This window comes from Microbulbifer aggregans, from assembly GCF_020524005.1.
Lineage (GTDB): Bacteria > Pseudomonadota > Gammaproteobacteria > Pseudomonadales > Cellvibrionaceae > Microbulbifer > Microbulbifer aggregans_A.
Genome location: NZ_JAIVKK010000004.1, coordinates 545,939 through 566,231 on the forward strand (window position 1 = coordinate 545,939; position 20,293 = coordinate 566,231).

Annotated in this window: 10 protein-coding genes; 7 read left to right on the forward strand and 3 right to left on the reverse strand. The window is 55.1% G+C overall.

Annotated features, from left to right (window positions below; all coding sequences use genetic code 11):
- Positions 1-415 precede the first annotated feature (415 nt).
- From LC093_RS09950 to LC093_RS09980, 7 genes are all read left to right on the forward strand, one after another.
- Entirely contained in the window at positions 416-4,387 is a 3,972-nt protein-coding gene (locus LC093_RS09950) for a CBM35 domain-containing protein (protein WP_226664629.1), read from the forward strand.
- Positions 4,388-4,591: 204 nt separating this feature from the next.
- On the forward strand, positions 4,592-7,855 hold the full coding sequence (locus LC093_RS09955; RefSeq protein WP_226664630.1) for a pectinesterase family protein: 3,264 nt from the start codon (positions 4,592-4,594) through the stop codon (positions 7,853-7,855).
- 60 nt (positions 7,856-7,915) lie between these two features.
- The gene (locus LC093_RS09960; protein ID WP_226664631.1) at positions 7,916-9,736 is read left to right on the forward strand and encodes a polysaccharide lyase family 1 protein; all 1,821 of its coding nucleotides are present in this window, start codon (positions 7,916-7,918) and stop codon (positions 9,734-9,736) included.
- Positions 9,737-10,222: 486 nt separating this feature from the next.
- Positions 10,223-12,823 carry a fibronectin type III domain-containing protein gene (locus LC093_RS09965; protein WP_226664632.1) on the forward strand — a complete coding sequence of 867 codons (2,601 nt, stop codon included), beginning with the start codon at positions 10,223-10,225 and terminating at the stop codon, positions 12,821-12,823.
- 82 nt (positions 12,824-12,905) lie between these two features.
- Positions 12,906-15,941: a TonB-dependent receptor gene (locus LC093_RS09970; protein WP_226664633.1), complete on the forward strand. Its 3,036-nt coding sequence runs from the start codon at positions 12,906-12,908 to the stop codon at positions 15,939-15,941.
- A 156-nt stretch (positions 15,942-16,097) separates the two neighbouring features.
- Positions 16,098-17,747, forward strand: a complete 1,650-nt coding sequence (locus LC093_RS09975; protein ID WP_226664634.1) for a pectate lyase — start codon at positions 16,098-16,100, stop codon at positions 17,745-17,747.
- Between the two features lie 223 nt (positions 17,748-17,970).
- On the forward strand, positions 17,971-18,189 hold the full coding sequence (locus LC093_RS09980) for a DUF2061 domain-containing protein (protein ID WP_226664635.1): 219 nt from the start codon (positions 17,971-17,973) through the stop codon (positions 18,187-18,189).
- Positions 18,190-18,222: 33 nt separating this feature from the next.
- On the opposite strand, the gene LC093_RS09985 is transcribed toward LC093_RS09980, so the two are convergent.
- From LC093_RS09985 to LC093_RS09995, 3 genes are all read right to left on the reverse strand, one after another.
- A complete protein-coding gene (locus LC093_RS09985; protein WP_226664636.1) occupies positions 18,223-18,411 on the reverse strand; it encodes a hypothetical protein in 189 nt (62 codons plus the stop codon).
- Positions 18,412-18,582: 171 nt separating this feature from the next.
- Complete coding sequence (locus LC093_RS09990; RefSeq protein WP_226664637.1) at positions 18,583-19,500, reverse strand: pirin family protein; 918 nt, start codon at positions 19,498-19,500, stop codon at positions 18,583-18,585.
- A gap of 40 nt (positions 19,501-19,540) precedes the next feature.
- Positions 19,541-20,098 (reverse strand): NADPH-dependent FMN reductase, encoded by a 558-nt coding sequence (locus LC093_RS09995; protein ID WP_226664638.1) that lies wholly within the window; start codon positions 20,096-20,098, stop codon positions 19,541-19,543.
- Positions 20,099-20,293: the final 195 nt, after the last annotated feature.

Below are 20,293 nucleotides of genomic sequence, written 5' to 3' on the forward strand. Positions count from 1 at the left end.
TTACCCTATTGGTCAGCCTAAAGGTTTTACCTTCCGCTACATTTATATTTTCGTCTAAGGTTTTTGGCGCAAAAAGCTCTTCTGTTTTGCTTTCTTGTTTATTTAAGTGACGCCAGATAGTGAGGTTTGATCGTCCTGGTGCACAAATAATTCAATTTGGTTAATCAATAGCGCCAACAGGCTTTACAGCGATTTAATAACTGACTAACCTCTTTCCTGTTTTTGGTATTGCCAATTAGCGACCTTCGGTCACACTCAATAACAATAATGGCAAGCCAGTAAATAGGGCGGACCCCGCTGTATCCCGCCCACAGCGATGATGATTGGTCCGACTCCCCCTTCCGCAGTATCCCGGGGCTACTCTCCGCGGCCAGTCGTCCTTACCAACTACGACATAATAAAAACGGAAGGTCACATGCAATTCGAGCTGAAGAAGGCCGCAATGCTGAGTGCATTGCTGGGCAGCCTTGCGTCCGCGGGTGCAACCGCGAACGACGGGTTTGCCACCCAGAATGGCGGCACTACCGGCGGCGCCGGTGGAGCTGTTGTCTACGCAACTACCGGAACAGAAATTCACGAGGCACTGTGTAATCGCGCGGCCAGTGATACCCCCATCATCATTCACGTCGAAGGTACCATCAATCACGGCAACACCACCAAGGTATCCGGTGACAGCTGTAATACCGCTGAAGACAAGATCGAGATCAAGGAAGTCAGTAATGTCTCGATCATCGGTGTGGGGAGCGGTGCGCTGTTTGATGAATTGGGCATTCACCTGCGCAGTGCGTCGAACATCATTCTGCAGAACCTGCACGTACGTAACGTGAAGAAGTCTGGCTCTCCAACTTCCAACGGCGGCGACGCCGTCGGTATGGAGAGTAACGTGTACAACGTGTGGGCCGATCACCTCACCCTGGAAGCTTCCGGTGGTGAAAGCGACGGTTACGATGCGCTGTTCGACATGAAGGCGGAAACCAAGTACGTCACGCTTTCCTACAGTATCCTGCGCAACTCCGGTCGCGGTGGTCTGGTCGGCTCCAGTGATAGCGACGACAACAATGGTCCGGTCACTTTTCACCACAACCTGTACGAAAATATTGATTCCCGTACGCCACTGTTGCGTCACGCTACTGCCCACGCCTACAACAACTATTACCGCGGCCTGACCAAGTCCGGCATGAACCCGCGTATCGGCGGGGTTATGAAGGCGGAGCACAATTACTTCGAAGATTCGAAGGATCCGCTCGGCACTTTCTATACCGACGATATGGGTTACTGGGAAGTGAACGGTAATATCTGGTCGAACATTACCTGGACCGCAGAAGATACCGATAACCACCCGGCGGGTCCGAATCCTGTTTCGACCACCTCGGTCAATATTCCCTACAGCTACAGCCTGGATGATGCGGCGTGCGTACCACAAATTGTGCTCGCCGCAGCTGGTGCCAATACCGGTTTGCTGGTCTCCGATGGCGCCTGTGAAGTCGAGGGTGGATCGTCATCTTCCTCGTCGTCGTCTTCTTCCGGTGGCACTTCGTCCAGCAGTTCGTCGAGCTCCGGCGGCACCAGCTCTTCCTCAAGCTCCTCGTCCTCATCCAGCTCTGGCGGTACTGGCAGTTCTGGTGGCAGTGCGCCGGCGGAGCTGGGAAGCAACCTCGCGCTGTCCGGTGATGCCGATGGCTCCAGCAAAGGTGGCGGTACCAGCTATGGCAATGCGATCGATGGCGATCTCACCAGTTACTGGCAGTCTTCGTCTTCCAGTGGTGAGCGTATTTCTGCGAAGAATTTCGGCAGTGCCTTCAATACCGTCATCATTCGTGAAATTGGCGATGTGGTGCAGGCCTGGCGGCTGGTAAACAACGATACCGGTGAGGAGTTGGCATCCGGTACCAGCATCGGGTCCGAGCTTCAGGTCTATCTCGGCGATGTGAGCATGGACAAGATCAACCTGATGATCGACAGTGCCAGCAGCGCGCCGCAGATCGCGGAATTCGAAATCTACAATGCCACCGGCGATGTGACTTCATCTTCCTCGTCTTCGTCATCATCTGGCGGCAGTAGCTCCAGTTCATCCAGCTCCGGTGGCAGTGTGAATCTGGCAGTGACCACTTCAGGTTCTGACGCGAACCTTACCTGGGATGTTAGCAACATCGAAGTCCAGAACCAGGAGGTTTACCGGGATGTGGATTCGGATCCCAGTGGACGTGTACGCATTGCTACCGGTGTTGCTGGCAATAGTTATACCGACAGCGGACTCGCCGATGGCACTTACTACTACTGGATCAAAATCACGGATACCAGTGGTGTAGTGACCAACTCCAACGGCGATGACGCCCTGATACTCACAGCGGTTTCTTCTCTTGCGCTGGAAGAAAACAGTGCGGGTTTCTGCGCGGTAGATGGCGCGATTGAAACCGAGCATGCCGGCTACACCGGTGTTGGCTATGCGAATACAGATAATGCAGCGGGTACCGGTATTACCTGGTCTATCGTGGTTCCCGCGGCCGGTACTTATAGTTTGCAGTGGCGCTTCGCCAACGGCTCCGGGGATCGTCCGGCGGCGGTGCTAGTGGATGGCAGTAGTCAGGCTTCAGTCGCAATGGCGGAAACCGGTGGCTGGACTACCTATGTCGATAGCGATGTCGCAACCGTAACCCTTGCGGCTGGCTACAATGAAATTCGCCTGGAAGCGACGGGCAGCAGCGGGCTGGCAAATATCGACAGCCTTACCGTAACCGGTGTCGAGCCGGCGGCTGGCGATTGTGCCGGCGGCAGCAGCGAGAGCAGTTCTTCTTCCAGTAGTTCCAGTTCTTCCGGGGGGACTACCAGCAGCTCAAGCAGCAGTTCCTCGTCTGGTGGTACCAGTAGTTCCAGCAGCAGCTCTTCATCCGGCGGCACCAGCTCCAGTTCATCCAGCTCTTCTTCTGGTGGCACCTCTTCATCGGGTGGCGCATTTCCGTCTGAAGATGTGAGCAACGCCTGCTACATCCTGGCTACAGACCCGAACGTAAACTGGCGCGATTCTGCGGAACTCACCACCGATCAGGAAATTGTCGAGTGCCTGTTCCAGACCCTGGGGCGCGCTGTTGGCTACGGTGAAAATGCCAAGGGTGGTTACGACCCGGATGGCAATAGCGTGCTTACAGTCATTACCAAAAATGATTCCCAGGGACGCAGCGTCGAGCAGCAGATTCTGGATGCGGTCACCGGTGACGACTACAACTGGATCGTATTCGACAAGTTCGATTTCGCCAGCGAATCCGAAGTCGCGATGTATCGTAATGACTGCGGCGATGCCTCGGTGCAGGCGGCGATTGGCGGTACGGAAGCCCAGTGCATCGACTATCGCCAGTGGTGTGCCGACAATGGCTACGGTGATCACGATGCGTGTATGGCGGAATTCTTTAACTCTCGCCTGAACGATGGCGATCTGCCGATTCGCAATACCAAAATCGGATCCCACAAAACCCTGGATGGTCGCCAGGCCAACGCCTATTTCCGTTTTAATGGTTTTGCCATTGGTGCGGACAGCAGCGGTGCGCCCACCCAAACCGCGGAACACGTGATTCTTACCCATCTGGATTTCCGCGGTGCCGGTCACACCGAAGACCATGGTCTGGATCCGGACATGATCCGCAATACCGGCGCTTCCCACGAAATCTGGATTCACAAAAACACCTTCGACACCACCGGTGACTCGGCGTTTGATGTGAAGGTGGGCGCGTACAACATCACCATGAGCTTTAACAAACTGGTGAATGTGAAACGCGCAGCTCTGCATGGGTCCAGCGACAGTCGGACCATCAATGAGCAGATCCGCACCACCATGCACCACAACGCCTTTATCACGACCGACGATCATTACGACAGTCTGGGCAATACTCTGCGTCGTATTCCTCTGATCCGTCGTGGTACCTCGCATATGTTCAATAACTTTTTTATGAACTACCGCAAGGACATTCTGAGTGTGCGCGTGGGTGCGAGTGTGCTTTGGGAAAACAACATGTTCCTGATCAATCAGGATTTTCAGGAAAAAGATGATCCGGTACAGGCGTTGACCGAGCGTGGCGACGAACTTGCACGCGATGTGGACGACGGCAATTTCCGCACTGATGGTTCCATGCTGTGGTTCTCCGATGCTGCGTGTAACCAGGACACTTCGATCGAATACGAGATCACCAATGCGTCCGGTTCGGTCGGCGCTCTGTCCCAGGACTACACCCAGTATTCCCGCGATGTGATGGCCGCGCAGAATCTGCCAGCGAGCCAAGCGATGGCTGACTACATCATCGCTACCGCCGGCAAAGACGGCGCGATCCCGTTCAACTCACCGCTCGGATTTGACCAAAGCTATGTCATTGGCCTGGGGGAAGTTGCCTGCCAGTAAACGCAGTGCAACTGGCCGAGTGAAATAAAGGCAGACCCATCCACTCTTTGGTGGGTGGGTTTCGCCGTTGTTTATTGGGACTACGGATTCATCCACTTTGTCGCAGGTCTTTTTGGGGGAATGGACAGAGTGGTGGATACCGCTGATTTAGAGATGGTCAGCGGATTGAAAACATAAAAACAGATAACAAAAAAGGAGAAGCCGATGAGAGTTTACGGCGTTTTGATGGCCGCATTACTGGGCAGCCTGTTGGGCGGCTGTAGCGATGACGGTTCCAAAAAAGACTTGGTGGAACTGAATCCGATTGTGCAGGCGGAACCGGAGCCCGAGCCAGAACCTGAACCCGAACCGGAGCCCGAGCCCGAGCCCGAACCCGAGCCCGAACCAGAGCCCGAACCAGAGCCGGAACCAGAGCCGGAACCAGAGCCGGAACCTACCGCATTTACCTGCCCGGAAACCGGCCTGTATTTTTGTGACGATTTTGAAGACGGCGAATTCGCCAGTACCTGGGATGCCGTGATCGATGGCTATGGTCTCGCCGACCCGGGTATGTTCGATATTCTTGAGGAAGACAGCGGCAAATCCCTGCGCTTTACCGCAGGTACCCGAGGTGAAAACCTGAGCCAGGGCGAGCTGATCCTCGTTAAGGAGGCGGCCTTTGGCAGCGTGCCCGCGGACTACTTTGTCGAGTACCGTATTCGCCCACGCAATAATAGCAATACCGGTAACAAGTACCTGTACAGCATCGGTCGTTACCAGAGCCCACTGCAGTGGTATTTCGGTGGCCTCAATATGCAGGGCAGCAGCGAATCCACCCAGGTGGAAGCGGGATATGCTGTAACCAGTGATGGGGTAACCGGCTCTGTGAGCCGCGAAGTGCAAGTGGGAAAACCGATCCTGTTGGGTGAGAAAGACGGCACTGACGGCACCTGGTATACCGTGCGCTACGACATGGTCGGCAACAGCATCACCGTTTACTTGGATGGTGAAGAACTCGGTAGCTACACCGATGACGCCAGCCAGTTCACCACCGCAGGCCTGATCGGCTTTTTTACCTATAACCGCTCTTTTGAAGTGGACTACGTCAAAGTGGGCGACCCCGTGGTTAAGCCGGTGCAGCTGACTATCGACTACACCGACCCGGTATGGGCAGCTACCGCCGGTGAATCGGGTGAAGTTATTCACGTTACCGCAGTGAAGAGCGATGGCGTTACTGCGGATACCTTCAGCGTGACGTCCAGTGATCCGTCCGTGGTTTCCGTGGAAGTTGATGGCACCGTTGTTACGCTGACCCCTTTGGCTGAAGGTGAAGCCGAAATTACCTTTGTCAGTGGCTCCGACAGCAGCGTGCGCCGCACCATCAGTGCCAGCGTGGCCAAGGCGTTCGCCATGCCGGAAGTGGACTATGGGGATATCAGCGCACTGGTCACTCCGGTGCCCGGTGCTACCGGCGAGTACGAGGATACGCGACTCAGTATTACCTTCGACGGTGCACCGACCCTGAATGACACCGTCGGTTCGGTGCGTATTTTCACGGTTGAGGGTGACGCGGAGGTCGATCTTATTCGCACCGGTGGCGAAGTGGATATCCTCGGCTATCCCGGCCAGGACGGTGCCCGTGTGCTCAATACAACGCCATTCGTGATCGAGGGTAATACCCTGACCATCACACCGCACACCGGCATCCTGTCCCCGGGTACCGAATACTACGTGGCCATCGCGGCCGAGCTGGTGCAGGACACCGAGCTGAACGGTGTGACGTTTGCCGGTCTCGGTAAAAATGCGGGCTGGACCTTTACCACGCGTGCTACCGGCCCCAGCGGTGCCGATGTGACCGTGGATGACGATGGTGCTGCAGACTTCCGCACGGTACAGGGCGCGCTCAATTATGTGATGGAAAATGTCGCGGCTAATGATGAGGCTTCGGTCACTATCGCCGCGGGTGATTACCGCGAGGTCTTGTTCCTCACCGGCAAAAACAATCTCACCATCAAGGGCGCTGGTGTCGACCAGACTCGAATCCACTACGCCAATTACGAGGCGCTGAACGGCGGCACTGACGGTCGCGGTCTGTTCCTGGTGAGCGGTGGTGACATGATCACCCTGGAAGATCTCACTATTGAGAACACGCATCGGCGCACCGGCGGTGGTGACCAGGCGGAAACCATTTACTTCAACAGCCCTGGCCGTTTGATCGCGCGCAATGCCGCGTTTATTTCGGAGCAGGACACGCTGTTGCTGAAAGGGTACAACTGGTTCTACAACACGCTGGTTGCCGGTAACGTGGACTTTATCTGGGGCTACAGTACGGCAACTGTGTTTGAGGATTCCGAAATCCGTTCCCTCGGCGATTCCAAAAGCACGGAAGCCACCAGCACCGGTGGTTACGTGCTGCAGGCACGCACCCAGTCCGAAACCGATCCGGGTTTTGTATTCCTGAATTCGGAACTGACCCAGGGCGCTGGTCCGACCGGTGTCACCATCGAAACGGGCACCACCTACCTGGCGCGCAGTGGCGGTAACAGTGGTTTCTACGACAACGTGACCTTCATCAATACTAGGATGGACGCCCATGTAGACGCAGAAGGCTGGGCCTATGAAGGTGTTAATGGGCAGCCGGCACCGAATCCGGTCACCGCGACTGCGGCCAGCGGCTGGCGCGAGTACGGCAGCATGGATCTTGCCGGCAACCCGCTGGATATGAGCAGCCGTTGTGGCACTTCCGGTAGCTGTTACGAACTGACCACGGAAGAGATGGAAGCCAGCTTCTGCTCCCGCGCACAGATCTTTGCCAGCTGGAATGCCGGTGAAGGTTGGGACCCCTATCCGGAAGATACCAGTGATGATCACTGTCCAACCGCAGCTGTTTCGGGTGAAACCTGGACTGGCAGTGCTCCATTGTTGGGTACCCCAGGCTCGATCACGCCGGCATCCGGCAGCATCACCGAACAGACGGAAAACAGCGTTACCTTTACCGCCAGTGACGGCAAGTTCGAAAGCGGTATGTCGTTTTACCTGGTATCCCAGCAGGTAACCGGTGACTTTACCCTGACGGCCAAACTGAAAAGTGTTGGTGCGCCCTATGCGGACAATCAATTCCCGGTAGGACTGATGATGTGTGAGTGCGACACCACCAGCGGCAGTAATTCACCACTTGCTCATATCGGTACCCGTATGTCTGGTAGTGACTGGGTTACCCAGTATGGCCATGTACTCGCCGATGGTGGTAGTTGGGGTAAGAGTGGCGACAGTGCTGTGCTTATCCCGGGTGATGACCTCTACTTCAAGCTGCAGCGGGTAGGTCAGCAGTACAAGGCTTACTACTCCACCGATGGGGGTGTCACTTACTCCAGCGGGTGGGGCAACACCTTTACCGGCATGCCGGATACGATAAAAGTCGGTGTATTTGCGGCTCCATATTACGACGATCAGAGTTTCACTTTTGAAGATATCCAGCTAGTGCAATAACAGCGTGTAAACGAAAACCCCGTGGTAATACCGCGGGGTTTTTTTTCTATGGAGGGGAAAATGCATAACTCATTACAAACCCTGTTGGCCCTGGTGTTGTGCGCCGGCCTCACCGCTTGCGGCGGTGGTGGCGGCAGTGACGGCGACACCGGTGGAACAGGCAGTTCCAGCAGTAGTTCATCAAGCAGTAGCTCATCCAGTTCGTCGAGTAGCAGCTCGTCCAGCAGTTCATCGAGTGGCGGTTCCAGTTCGTCCTCATCCAGCAGCTCATCCTCGGGCGGCTCTTCATCCAGCAGTTCCGGCAGCAGTTCAGGTGCGGGTACCGGGAGCGCGGACGGCGGCTTTGCCGGTTACCAGTACGACTTAACCGGCGGCGCCGGTGGCCTCGTTTACACCGTCAACAATGGCGCCGACCTGCAGGACAAACTGGATGAAGCCAAGGACACGAGCCAGCCGATTACCATTTACATCGATGGCACCATTACCGATTTCAACACCGGTACCGGCACCGATATCCAGGTTCGGGATATGGATAACGTGTCCCTGATTGGTGTTGGGGAAAACGGTGAGTTTGATGGCATCGGCCTGTATATCCGTCGCGCCAATAACATCATCGTGCAGAACCTGACGTTCCATGAAGCCTGGCCCGGGCAGGAGAAGGACTCGCTCAGTATCGAGGGCGATGATGACGATTCCACCACCAGCCATATCTGGATCGATCACTGCGAGTTTTACCATTCACTGGCGGTCGATAAAAACTACTACGATGGCCTGGTGGATTCCAAAAGCGGTGCCCGCTATATCACCCTGTCATACAACTATCTGCACGATGCCTGGAAAACCTCCCTGCACGGGCACACCGAAAATGACAGCAACCCGGATACGGATCGTCTGGTGACGTTCCACCATAACCGTTTTGAAAATCTGGAATCCCGGGTTCCCCTGTTCCGTCATGGCAAGGGGCACGTGTACAACAACTATTACAACAATATCCGTTCCACCGCGATCAACTCCCGCGCAGGGGCCGAAATGCTGATCGAGCACAACGTGTTCGAAAATACGCAGAACCCCATCGTGTCGTTTTATTCCGATGTCATTGGATACTGGAACCTGAAGGGCAATGTATTCGGCAGTGGCGTTACCTGGACGAGCGGTGACGGCACCGATATTACCGCCGAAAATGGCGAGTCCACCTCCAATTATGAAGTGCCTTATAGCTACGTGCTGGATGCGACCGATGGCCTCAAGGAAACCGTGATTGCCAATGCGGGCGTGGGCAAGCTGGACCAGTCCGGGTTGGAAATTCCTGATCCGCTAACGCCGGATGATGAGGTCCCGGATGAGGAGGCGCCGACTCTGGAAGATGTGGCGTTGCCTTACGCGGAGAACTTCGCCACCGATACCGGTACCTTTTTCACCAATACCTACCGCGACCTGTCCGGCGCGCCCGGCGACGGGTTACCCATGTACCACCGGGTGACCGGTACCGCGGAAATCCAGACCGGTGCCCTGAGCCTCACCGGCAGCCGAGTCTCTATCGGTAACAGCACCCCGTCGGTCAGCACTACCGGGAGCGAAGCCACAACGACCGGTGTCTTCGATCTGAGTATGCCCTGGCAGATCTCATTCAAGGTGGTAAGCGTGGGTGGGGATACCAGCAAGTATTTCCAGCTGTATGTGGATAACAATACATCGTCGAGCAGCAGTTCGACCTGGGGAATGAGCTCCAAGTTCTACCAGATTTACCTCAGCGATCTGGTGGAAGGCGAGATGTATACGGTGCCGGGCATCCTGGCCAGTAGCAGCTCGTTTATCACTCTCAGGACCGAGAGCAGTGCCACGGTGGTGGTGGACGATCTGCTAATTGAGTCTGTGCCCTGACAGCAGGTGGCGAGAATCTGCGGGCCGGTGGGTGGCAATGCTCACTGGCCTGTCAGAATTGTGTTGTGACGACCCACTTGCTCATATCTTCGGTAAGACCTGTCACCGCTGATGATCTGACTCAAGACTGAACACAGTACTCTGCCAGCTCCGTGCCTCCCCAAAAAATGGGAGTGGTCAGCCGGTAAATACGGTGGTCTGGCCGCTTTTGCTACCTTTGATACGCTGATTTTCCGCGACTTTTGTCTCATTTCTTTGTAGTTAAACTACACGGCTACGTCGTTTTTGCCCAATTGTTGGGCATTTTCGGTAATTTTCCCGCCATCCGCCCCTTAGTCACGCAATTGTTCCTTACCAGTTGATCCAAACGGTTGTCTGTGCCTAACCAATCTGTTTATATTGCCAAACCAATAAGTATTAGAAGCTGGGCCCTAGTGGTATCCAGGCCCATAAAAATAACAATTGAAAATGAGAGATGAGGTGAGGATGAAAGCTCTACGCTGGACTCAGTCTGCGCTTGCGCTCTGTATCATGGGAACTCTGACCGCCTGTGGCAGCGGCAGCGACAACAGTGCTGGAGAGGGGGATATTGCCGACCTGCCCGATCCAACGCCCGTTGTAGTGGTGCCGCCGGAAGAGAGCGGTATCGTAAACACCCCGCTACCTATGCTGGAAAACTTCGGTGAATACACCGGGTTTGATGAAAGCGACACCATCAATTTCTTTAGCAATAACTACAAACCGCTGACCACCGCTGAAGAGAACAGCGAGTACGTCGACGCCTTCCCCTATTTCTACTACCCCACCTGCTGTTTCTTCCTGGAAGATGATCCCAATAACGGCCCAGCGGTGGATAAAACCCGCCTCGCGATCATCAGCGACAACGGGGACCCATCGCTGCTGGTGAGCAATGCCCGTTTCAGCATTGGGCAGACGCTTTCTGATATGGCTGGTGATTCCGTAGCAGATCCGAAAAAGGACTCTACAAGCGGTAGTGCAGCGGCTGGGTGGGGTGAGCTGGATTTGTCTGAGCCTTACCGCATTTCTTTCTGCGTGGCGTCCGCTAGCGGTTCCAGTAGCAAGACCCAAATTTACATTGATAACAACAGCACCAAAGAAGCGAACTCACTGCATGGCAGTGATTCCCTGATTTTCGATGTGCCGACCGATGCATTGGTGGCTGGCAAGCGAGTTGTGATCAATGTGCCGGGCGATGTGTACCTGGAACAGGATAAAGAACCTGTACTGGATGTGCCCGAGCTTATTGGTACTGAGCAATCCTTCCTGCAGTTCCGTGTATCCAGTGGCGGTACCGCAATTATTGATGACCTGCTGATAGAAAAACAAACTGAAGACGGCCAGGCGGATCTGCTTGCGTGTGCGCCTTTCCAGCCCGCAACTGAACCTGATATCCCGGAAGGTCTGAGCCTGTTTGCCACCGATGCACAGATTTCCGTGAGCTGGGAGTCTGTGTTGGGTGCGGCTACCTATGACGTCGCTTACGGCATTGGTAGCGATATTGCCACGGCCACACTGATTGAAGGGTTGGAAAAATCTGGTGAAACCCTGACCGAGTTGGAAAATGGCAGTGAGTACTCGGTATGGGTGCGTGCCGTCAACAACGTCGGACCGTCTGATTGGAGTGCGCCAGTTACCGCCACGCCGGAAGCACCGGTTGGCGATAACTGTGTGGTAACCGAGCAGGTGAATCCCTCCCCGGCCAACGGTATTCTGTGGAATGTATACGACGGTTGTACGCACCCGGGCACTTTCGGTTCTGTCGTGATCAACGGCAGCGCAGATGCAAACTTTGCCATGGATGCGGAAGAGGAACCGTTCTTCACCACCACCGAATTGGGCATCATGAACCTGGACACCATAGGTACCGATGCAAAACCGGTCGGTGACCTCGCCGATATTATTACCGGTGACGCCGCAACCTATCCGAAATACTTCACCTTTATCGCCCGTATCGATACCTCCTACGCAGCGAGCCAGGGCGCGCGCGGTTTTGAAATCGAAACTCATCTGGGAGATGCCGGTATCGATGGCCGCGGTCCTGCTCGGATCAAAACCGTTTTGCGCCCGGACGGCGGCAAGCTGCAGATGGAACGCTTCCTGTCGACCCTTGAGGACGACGGTGATGAGGAAACCGCGGAAATTGAGATGGATATGACCGATGGCTTCCACACTTATCAAGTCACCTTTGCCGTAAATGATCCGGCCTCCGCGGGTACCGATTACATCACCGCAACCGTGTACCGCGACGGTGAAGAAAAGGGCAGTTTTGTGGGCAATGGTCGCGAAGGGGGCTCTTCCTCTAGCCAGATGCGCATCGGTGAAGGCTCCAGCAGCGCATTCTTCGCGGATGTGGACTGGATCGTATGGAGCGACAGCGCTACTGCCGCCGGCCTGACCGCGGAACAGCTGGTGGGTGAATTGCCTTCGGATATCGGCGACCTGGATGTATACGCTGGCGAAGGCCAGGAGCCAGAAGTCGATCCCAACCTGGTGCTGAGTGAAAACTTCGACGCGGCTAGCGACGGCGATGGTTCCAGCAGCAGCCTGTTCACTGCGGCCTACAAGGGAATTTCCTCAAACCCCACTCTCCCCTTCTATAACGCCAATAACGGCGCATCCCGAGTGGCTGTGACCAGTGGTGCGCTGACTTTCTATAACGCGCGTTTCACCCTGGGTGACCCGGACGGTGCCGATAAAACCACGACCGATCTCGATACCACCACGCGTGGCGATATCGACCTGAGCAAGCCGTACATCATCCGCTTTGATGTAGTGACCAACGACCACGCCGCCGATGATGACGGCAAGTGTCAGGTATACATCGATAACGATGGCACCAGCTCGGATCAGTCTATCCACGGTGGCGACTCCAAGGTTTTCGAGAAACTCGTGGGCGTTATCTCTGATGGCGACAGCGCAACCGGTTCAGTGACGATCACTGTTAGCCCGGACGAGACGACCGGTTATCTTGTGGGTACTGAAACCTCTTTCATTCAGTTCCGCTGCGACAGCCGCGTAGATACACCGGTGGCCATCGATAACCTGGTTATCCAGTATCAAGAATAAAAAATAGCGAGAAGCGGCTGCACCATTTGGTACAGCCGCAATTGGCAAAATGCCTAAGAACAAGGGAGATGGGAGAGTCAAAATGACCTATAAGAAGCAGATTCTCGCCGTGGCCATTGCCATGGCCGCCTCCGCCAGCCTGGTTGCCCAGGAAGCTGAGACAGAAGCAAAGATCCAGCAGGCGGAAGCACAACAAACGGAGCAAGCCGTAGCGGAAGAAAATCCTTCCAGCTTTGCCATTGAAGAAGTTTACGTAGAAGGCGTGAAAAGCGCCGAGCTGAATGCGCGTCAGGCTGAGCGCGACAAGAGCGTGTTCAGCTCCGTTATTACCCAGGACGACTCGGGCAACTTCGCTGACCAGAACGTAGCGGAATCCCTGCAGCGCCTGCCGGGTATCACCCTACAAAGTTCTGAGGGGGAAGGTAAATTTATTAACCTGCGCGGTCTCGGCCCAGGCTTTGTCTCCGTACAGATGAACGGCTCCGAAATGGCCAACAGTGGTGGTGGCCCGGCTGACTCCGAAAGCCGCGGCTTCTCTCTAGATGCACTCCCTGCGGACGTTTTACAGTCGATCGAGGTACTCAAATCCCTGACGCCAGATATGGACCTGAACTCCATCGGCGGCAGTGTCAACGTGACCACGATTTCCGCGCTGGATCGCGGTGAGAACACCATAAAACTGCGGGCCCAGGGTGCTTTTCAGGAGCAGAGCGGTGAAACTTCACCGAAGCTGACCCTCCAGGGCACTAATATTTTTGCCGATGAAACCATCGGTTTCAGCTACTCGTTGTCGTACGAAAACCGCGTAACCGAAGGTTATGAATCCCGCGCGCACGACAGCAGCCTGCCGCGCTATATCTCAGTTGCCGGCGTCGATGAAACGATGCTGATCCCGTTTGAACTGCAGAATCGCCAGGAAAATGCCGAGCGCGAGCGTATCGCCGGTATTTTCGATCTGGAATACCGTCCCAATGACAACAGCAAGTACTACGCGCGTTACAGCAATACCGTGTATACCGATGAAGACGTCGCGATGCGGGAATATTACCGCTGGGGGCAGGCGGACGACGACGAAGTTGTATATCTGGATCCGGCCACCAACACCTTCGGTAGTGCAGGCATCGACCTGCAGCATCAGTACTTTATGCAGGAGTCCGAGAGTGATACCAAGGTTTTCGCCCTCGGCGGCGAAAATCTTTTTGGCAATAACTACACCCTGGATTACGAGCTGACCCACTCCAACGCTACGCAGGATACGCCGGACAGCCGCCGGGTGCAGTTCCGCGTACGCGACATCACCGCCCTCGGTCGCACCGGTGAGGATTTCCTCAATGGTCAGATCGTGCATCCCGAACAGCTGGCCACCCTGGCGGGGCTTGAAAGCCTGACGGGTGGCAACGTGGGTGCCAATGGCTATCTGGTTGGCGAGCAGGTGCAGGCGAACATGCTCTACGACAACCTGTTTATGGAGCAAAGTTCCCGCGAAGATACGATTGATCAGGTAAGCCTGAACTTGCGTAGAGATTTTGATATGGGCCCGGTGAACTTCGTCAAGACCGGCTTCAAAATCAAAAACCGCGAGCGCAACCGCGACAAGAACCGCATCAGTGTCGACCCGAGGGATAAATACTTCTACGGCTGCGATGGCGATGAAGCCTGTGAAGATGCCGCCCGCTCTTCACTGGGATATTACGAGACCTTTATCCCGGACAACGACCTGTTTGACCATGCTTTTATCAGCGAAGCTGCGGCAGAGCAGCTGATTGCTGCCACTCGAAAAATCGGTGATAACTACGACCCGGAAGAGCGCGAACTGGAAAGTACCCGCAACGATTACGATATCACCGAAGACACCGCTGCGGCCTATGTGATGGGCGAATTCCAGGTGACCGAAACCGGTGCCCTGATAGCTGGTGTGCGCTATGAGCAGACCGACTTTAACTCCACCGGCTACCTCTCCATTCGCAACGACCGCGAAGAGAGCGCCGATCAGCTGGAGTCCTTCGATATTGCGGTACCGCTGGACGACACCTCTAATTCCTATAGCGGTTTCTTCCCAAGCCTGCACTACCGAGACGAGCTGCGCGATGACCTGTTGCTGCGGGCGTCGCTGTGGACCTCTTTCTCCCGTCCATCCTTCGACGAGGCCCGTGCCTACGCCCAGGTTCGCGACCGGGTGGAATTCTGTAACTTTGATCCTGCCGCGGGCCTTGAGCCTGGCAAAGAGTGCTCGGATCAGCCAGCGGACCTGCAGGGGGCAATTGCGGAAGCGGATTACACCGACGAGTACAAAGCCCAGAACCTGACCATGTCTTCGGAAAACATTCTGGAAATCGGTAACCCGAAACTGGATCCGATGACCGCCACCAACTTCGATGTTTCTCTAGGCTGGTATGCGAATGAAAACCTGTTTATCCAGGCTGCGGCGTTCTACAAACAGATCGATGATTTTATCGTGGAAGTTTCTGGTGCGGATTTGAACCTGGCCGACCTGCCGTACACTCTACCGGTGGATCAGGTGACTATGTTCAACATTCCTGCGGACCTGCAGTTGAACAATGCCCAGACTTACCTGAACGGTGAAGGGGCCGATGTCTACGGTCTGGAAGTGACCTACAACCAGTACTTTACACAAGGTCTGTTGGCAAACTTCTTTATTCAGTCCAACTTTACGTTGCTGCATTCCGAAGCGGATGTGGGTGACAGTGTGCGCGCAGACAAGATCCGTTTGCCTGAGCAGGCGGATGTCACTGTGAACACCACCCTGGGTTGGGAAAATGACGATTTCTCCGTGCGTTTCATCACCAATTACCGCAGCGAAATTCTCAAGCGTATTGGCTCCTGTACCGATACTGATATCGCCGCGGATGCGGCCCTGGGTTATTCACAGAACTGTAATGCCTGGGCGGACGTCTACCAGGACGCCGGGGTTACCTACGATATCAAGGCCACTTACAACGTGAACGACAGCATCAAGTTGTACTTCGATGCGGTGAATATCACTGACGAGAGCAATATCCAGTACTTCGATGGTAATGCGGCTTCCAACGGACACATGATGTTCCTGCGAGAAACCTATGGCCCGACTTACCAGTTGGGTATGAACGTTCAATTTTAATTTTAGTTACGTAGTTAGTATCCATTTATTGCCCCGCCCAGCGGGGCTTTTTGGCTGACCGATAACAATAAAGTGACTGCCCGATACAACGGTTTACCTACCGCGAGGTGGATTTCCGGGTGGGGGCATTTTGAGACCCAGAAAGTAGGTGCTTCCATGCAACACAAGATATTGACTAGCCTGACCGCTGTGGCGGTGTCAGTAGTTTTAACCGCCTGTGGCGGGGGCTCCAGCGGCTCGGATACTTCGCCACCGGTATTCGGTTCATCCTCAAGTTCTTCATCCTCTAGTAGCTCCTCGTCATCGAGCAGCTCCAGTTCTTCCAGTAGCTCCTCCTCCTCCGGCGGAAATACCAGCTCGTCCAGCAGTTCGTCCTCTTCCAGTGGCAGTTCCGGCGCATCCTCCAGTGGCGGCAGCGAGGAAATTTCTGCTGCCTGCGAACAGCTGTCAACAGATCCTGCAGTGAACTGGCGCGATTCCGCGGAATTGGATACGGACCAGGAAATTGTGGAGTGCTTGTCGAAGACCCTCGGTCGAGCCGTGGGTTACGGCGAAAATGCTACCGGAGGTTACGATGAGTCTGGGAACAGCACGCTGGTGGTTATCAAGAAAAACCAGACCAAATCCATCGAACAACAAATTTACGATGCGGTGAGTAGTGACGCTTACAACTGGATCGTGTTCGACAAGCTGGATTTCGCTGCTGAAACCGAGCTGTCTTTCCACAAGCTGTACTGCGATCGCAGCGCGATGCAGACCGCGATCAGCGGTACTGAAGCTCAGTGTATGGATTACACCCAATGGTGTGCGGACAACGGGATCAGTGACGCCGAGGCGTGTTTGACAGAATTCTTCAATGTGCGCCTGAACACCAGCGGCCTGTCATTCGGCAATGCGGGTGTTGGTTCCAACACCACCATCGACGGACGTCAGGCCAACGCCTATTTCCGTTTTAACGGCTTTGAGGTGAGCGACAAAGACAATGTGATCTTTACCGGTCTGGACTTCCGCGGTGCTGGTCATACCGAAGATCACGTGCTGGATCCAGATATGATCCGCAACGACGGCGCGACCAATGTGTGGATTCACCAGAACAGCTTCGACCTCACCGGTGACTCCGCCTTCGATGTAAAAGGCGGTGCCCACCATATCACCATGTCGTTTAACCGCCTGGTCGATGTGAAGCGCGCGAGCCTACACGGATCGAGCGATACGGAAACAGGCGTGGAAAATATTCGCACGACGATGCACCACAATGCCTTTATCACTACTGACGAGCATTATTCGGATTTCAGCGGTACAGCGCGTCGTGTCCCGCTGATCCGTGGCGGTCGTACTCACATGTTTAACAATGTGTTTATGAATTACCGCAAGGATGTATTCAGTGCGCGTGTCGGCGCCCAGGTGCTGTGGGACAGTAATGCACTGTTTATGAATAGCAGCCATGGCGTTTCTGCCGCGACGCTGGCTTCTGAACTGGCACGGGATAACTATACGAGCGACGACGCCAGTAACCAGAGTAACTTTCGCTCCGATGATTCCTTCGTATGGTTGTCCGACGCAACCTGTACCCTCGGGGAATCCAGCGTAGAGATCACCAACGCCTGGGGAACGGTGGAAGACCTGAGTACGGATTACTCGCAGGCCTCTCTGGACATGATTGATACTCAGAAAACAGAGGCCGGGCAGAGTCTGGTGGATTATGTGTTGTCCACCGCAGGCGTAAGTGGAGAGTTGCCATTTAACTCACCTCTGGCCAGCAGCCAAGCCTATGTACTCGACCTCGACAGGGCGGTCTGCCAGTAAGGGGTTGTATTCCTTTGCCTGCCGCTTTGGTAAGGCTGAAACGAGGCGCCCGGTGCTCTGGCGAGTCCCGGGCGCTTTGCGTTTCAGGCGAGTGCTGGCGAAATTTCGACCGATAAGTCGATGTTATTGAGTGAAGAGTTACGATCAATTTCCGCAACTGAGAATCATTCGCAATAATTCACCCATCAAACAACGTCAGCCGATAGAGCGGTGGAGGAAGGATATGATGAAGAAGACCTGCAGTTTTGCCGTGGTACACATGGCCGTAGCCTTTACCGTCGGCTTCGTCATGACGGGCGATATCCTTGTGGGCAGCGCCCTGGCGCTGGTAGAGCCAGCGTGCAATAGCGTGGCCTACTACTTCCACGAAAAGTGGTGGAATCGGGGGGCTGTTCAGAGAACTGGCAGCACGGCTGATGACTCCACGCTTTACGCGGCCTAGCCAGAGGGAGCAGTTACTTTGCTGTGAGCCGGGTCAGTTGTACCCGAATACAAAACAGCGCTCGAGATCTTCCGGTGGGCGTACATCCAGGTTGTTGATTTCCTGGCTGGGCGAGTCACTGGCTTGCGCCGTGCTGGTGTCCATTTGCTGCTCAGGCAAGAGATGGGCACTGCGGGATTTAGGAGATGGGGTCTGTGGCTTTTCCGGTGACTGCGTTTTCATAACCGGTACTACTCTCTTTTCTCTTTCGTCGTCGATGCCTGTTCGCACCAAAATGTTGCTCTGTTAACTGTAGTGTAATTAGTGCGTGGTTAATGCTGCTTTTGCGACAGAAAACCGCAGTTCTCTGCAGTATTGCCAGCGGTGTGAAGCCGCCGGCAAAAACGGGATTAATCACCCGCCGGGATAGGGGATAAATTCCTGCTCGTCTCCGGGTACCGTGTCAAATTGTCCCGCTTTCCATTCTCTTACGGCCTGCGCAATACGCTCTTTACGGCTGGAAACAAAGTTCCAGTCTATATAACGCTTGCCCGGATGCTCACCGCCGATAATCGCTATACGGCTTTCCTCCACGGCTTCCACGATGACGCCTTGCTGTGGCTTGAAGATTGCCAGGGCATACTGGGGGAGTTCGGTATCTTTTGCTCGCAGGGCTCCGGCGGCCACGTATACCGCGCGCTCCTCGGCTTCGGGTAGCTCAAGTGTTTGTCCGGGCTGCAGGTGCGCCTCGAGATAAAGGGTTTCCGCATAGGTTTTTACTGGCGATGTACAGCCAAAGGCGCTGCCCATCATCACCCGCACCGGAACCTTGCCCACGTTGGCAGTGGGAACTTCGGCGGACGGGTAGTGGTAGAACGCCGGCGCCAGCTCTTCATCTTTTTCCGGCAGTGCCAGCCACAATTGCAGGCCGTGCAGGCGGTGATTGCTCGCGCGTATCTCTGGCCTTTCCCGCTCCGAGTGGACGATGCCGCGGCCGGCCAGCATGAGGTTGATGTCCCCGGGACGGATAGCCTGCAAACTGCCGAGCGAGTCCCGGTGCAGAATCTCGCCCTCAAACAGGTAGGTCACGGTGGCAATGCCGATATGCGGGTGTGGGCGAACATCAATACCGCTGTCGGCCGGAAAGTCGGCTGGTCCCATGTGATCGAAGAAAATCCACGGTCCCACCATCTTGCGTTCGTGGGTAGGCAAGACCCGGCGTACGGAAAACCCGCCCAGATCTTTTTCCCTCGGCTCGATGATCAACTCGATCGCGCCGCAACCGGCAACGGCGTCGCACTCCTGAACTGCTTCCGGGATTAGGTTGCTCATGATTCACCGCTCGGTGTGATTGCTTTGTGTCATTGTTCGGTCAGCGTTGCAGACGTCGCGTCCAGTCGCAAAGTGCACTGACCAGCCTGCCAATATGCTGGCGGGTGTCTTCGTCGTTTAACTGGCCGTTTTCAAATTTCTTGTGTGCGCTGGCGATCATCACTTCCGGTTTGTTGATGAAGTGCGCGTCCAGGTAAATCATGATCTGGCGCAGGTGGTACTGTGCCCGGGCGCCACCGAACAGGCTCATGCTGGCACTCATGACTGCTACAGGTTTGCCGGCAAAGGGCTGCGGGTCGAGGCGTGAAAGCCAGTCAATGGCATTCTTCAACACACCGGGAACCGAGTAGTTGTACTCTGGGGTGGCAAACAGGATGGCTTCTGCATCCAGTACCTGCCGGCTCAGCAGCTCAACGGAATCGGGAACCCGCTTGTCCTTCAGGTCCTGATCATAAAGCGGGATTTGTGCCAGCTCCGCAAAAGAAATCTGCGCCTGCTCGCCAGTCAGCTCGGCGGCTGTGTGCAGGGCCGCCCTGTTGAAGGAGTCTTTGCGCAGGCTACCGCAGATGCCAAGGATTTTTATCGGGGAGGATGACATGCGATTCGTCTCGAAGGTTGTGGAAAACTTCAAAGATAGCAGTCGCAGCTACCCGACGATGAACCGCGGTTACGGTTGCAATAAATAGATCCTTTCAGGCTATTGGTTTTTATTGGTGAATAGGTTTTTGCAATGACTCCAAGAGAAACATACCATTTCAATTGTGGTGCCAGGAGCCCTATCTTTATTCCCGTA

What these genes read in the sequence shown, in the direction of transcription:
- LC093_RS09970 (WP_226664633.1), top strand. Translation starts at nt 12,906, where the DNA reads ATGACCTATAAGAAGCAGATTCTCGCCGTGGCCATTGCCATGGCCGCC.
- LC093_RS09980 (WP_226664635.1), top strand. Translation starts at nt 17,971, where the DNA reads ATGATGAAGAAGACCTGCAGTTTTGCCGTGGTACACATGGCCGTAGCC.
- LC093_RS09990 (WP_226664637.1), bottom strand. Translation starts at nt 19,500, where the DNA reads ATGAGCAACCTAATCCCGGAAGCAGTTCAGGAGTGCGACGCCGTTGCC.
- LC093_RS09985 (WP_226664636.1), bottom strand. Translation starts at nt 18,411, where the DNA reads ATGAAAACGCAGTCACCGGAAAAGCCACAGACCCCATCTCCTAAATCC.
- LC093_RS09965 (WP_226664632.1), top strand. Translation starts at nt 10,223, where the DNA reads ATGAAAGCTCTACGCTGGACTCAGTCTGCGCTTGCGCTCTGTATCATG.
- LC093_RS09995 (WP_226664638.1), bottom strand. Translation starts at nt 20,098, where the DNA reads ATGTCATCCTCCCCGATAAAAATCCTTGGCATCTGCGGTAGCCTGCGC.
- LC093_RS09950 (WP_226664629.1), top strand. Translation starts at nt 416, where the DNA reads ATGCAATTCGAGCTGAAGAAGGCCGCAATGCTGAGTGCATTGCTGGGC.
- LC093_RS09955 (WP_226664630.1), top strand. Translation starts at nt 4,592, where the DNA reads ATGAGAGTTTACGGCGTTTTGATGGCCGCATTACTGGGCAGCCTGTTG.
- LC093_RS09960 (WP_226664631.1), top strand. Translation starts at nt 7,916, where the DNA reads ATGCATAACTCATTACAAACCCTGTTGGCCCTGGTGTTGTGCGCCGGC.
- LC093_RS09975 (WP_226664634.1), top strand. Translation starts at nt 16,098, where the DNA reads ATGCAACACAAGATATTGACTAGCCTGACCGCTGTGGCGGTGTCAGTA.